This window comes from Pseudomonas onubensis, assembly GCF_965653655.1.
Classification (GTDB): Bacteria; Pseudomonadota; Gammaproteobacteria; order Pseudomonadales; family Pseudomonadaceae; genus Aquipseudomonas.
Map to the genome: position 1 here is coordinate 1 of NZ_CBFHAZ010000244.1, position 472 is coordinate 472.

A 472-nucleotide genomic window follows, 5' to 3' on the forward strand; every position below is an offset into this window, starting at 1 on the left:
TCCCGACAGCGTGCGCCACGGAATTAACTCATGAACGTTGGTGTATCCCGCATTATAGGAGACGTGATCGCTTTCCAGACCGGACCATGTGGGGCTGGAGATAATTTTACGCGGCTGCGCCTGAATATCGCGAAAGCGAATCTTCTCGTCCTCTTTGTGCAGCGCCAGATGGGTATGTTCGCGCCCGGTGATCTCGCCCAGCGCCTGCCACGCTTTGACTGCAACATGACCGTTGGTTTCCGGTGCCAGTGCCAGAATCACTTCTGAAGCGTCAATGGCGGTGTCAATCAGCGGACGCCCCTGTGCCGGGCCATCACGCTTGGTGTAATTGAGTTTGCCGAGGAAATCGATTTCATCCTGGGTATTCCACGAAATCCCTTTACCACCATTGCCAAGTTTGTCCATCAATGGCCCGAGCGAGGTAAAGCGTTCATACGTAGCAGGGTAGTCGCGCTCCACCGCCACAATATTC

1 pseudogene is annotated in these 472 nt (G+C 54.9%); it reads right to left on the minus strand.

The window, feature by feature from the left end:
- A pseudogene (gene narZ, locus ACTD9P_RS29790) lies at nucleotides 1–472 on the minus strand (nitrate reductase subunit alpha); the annotation flags it as partial.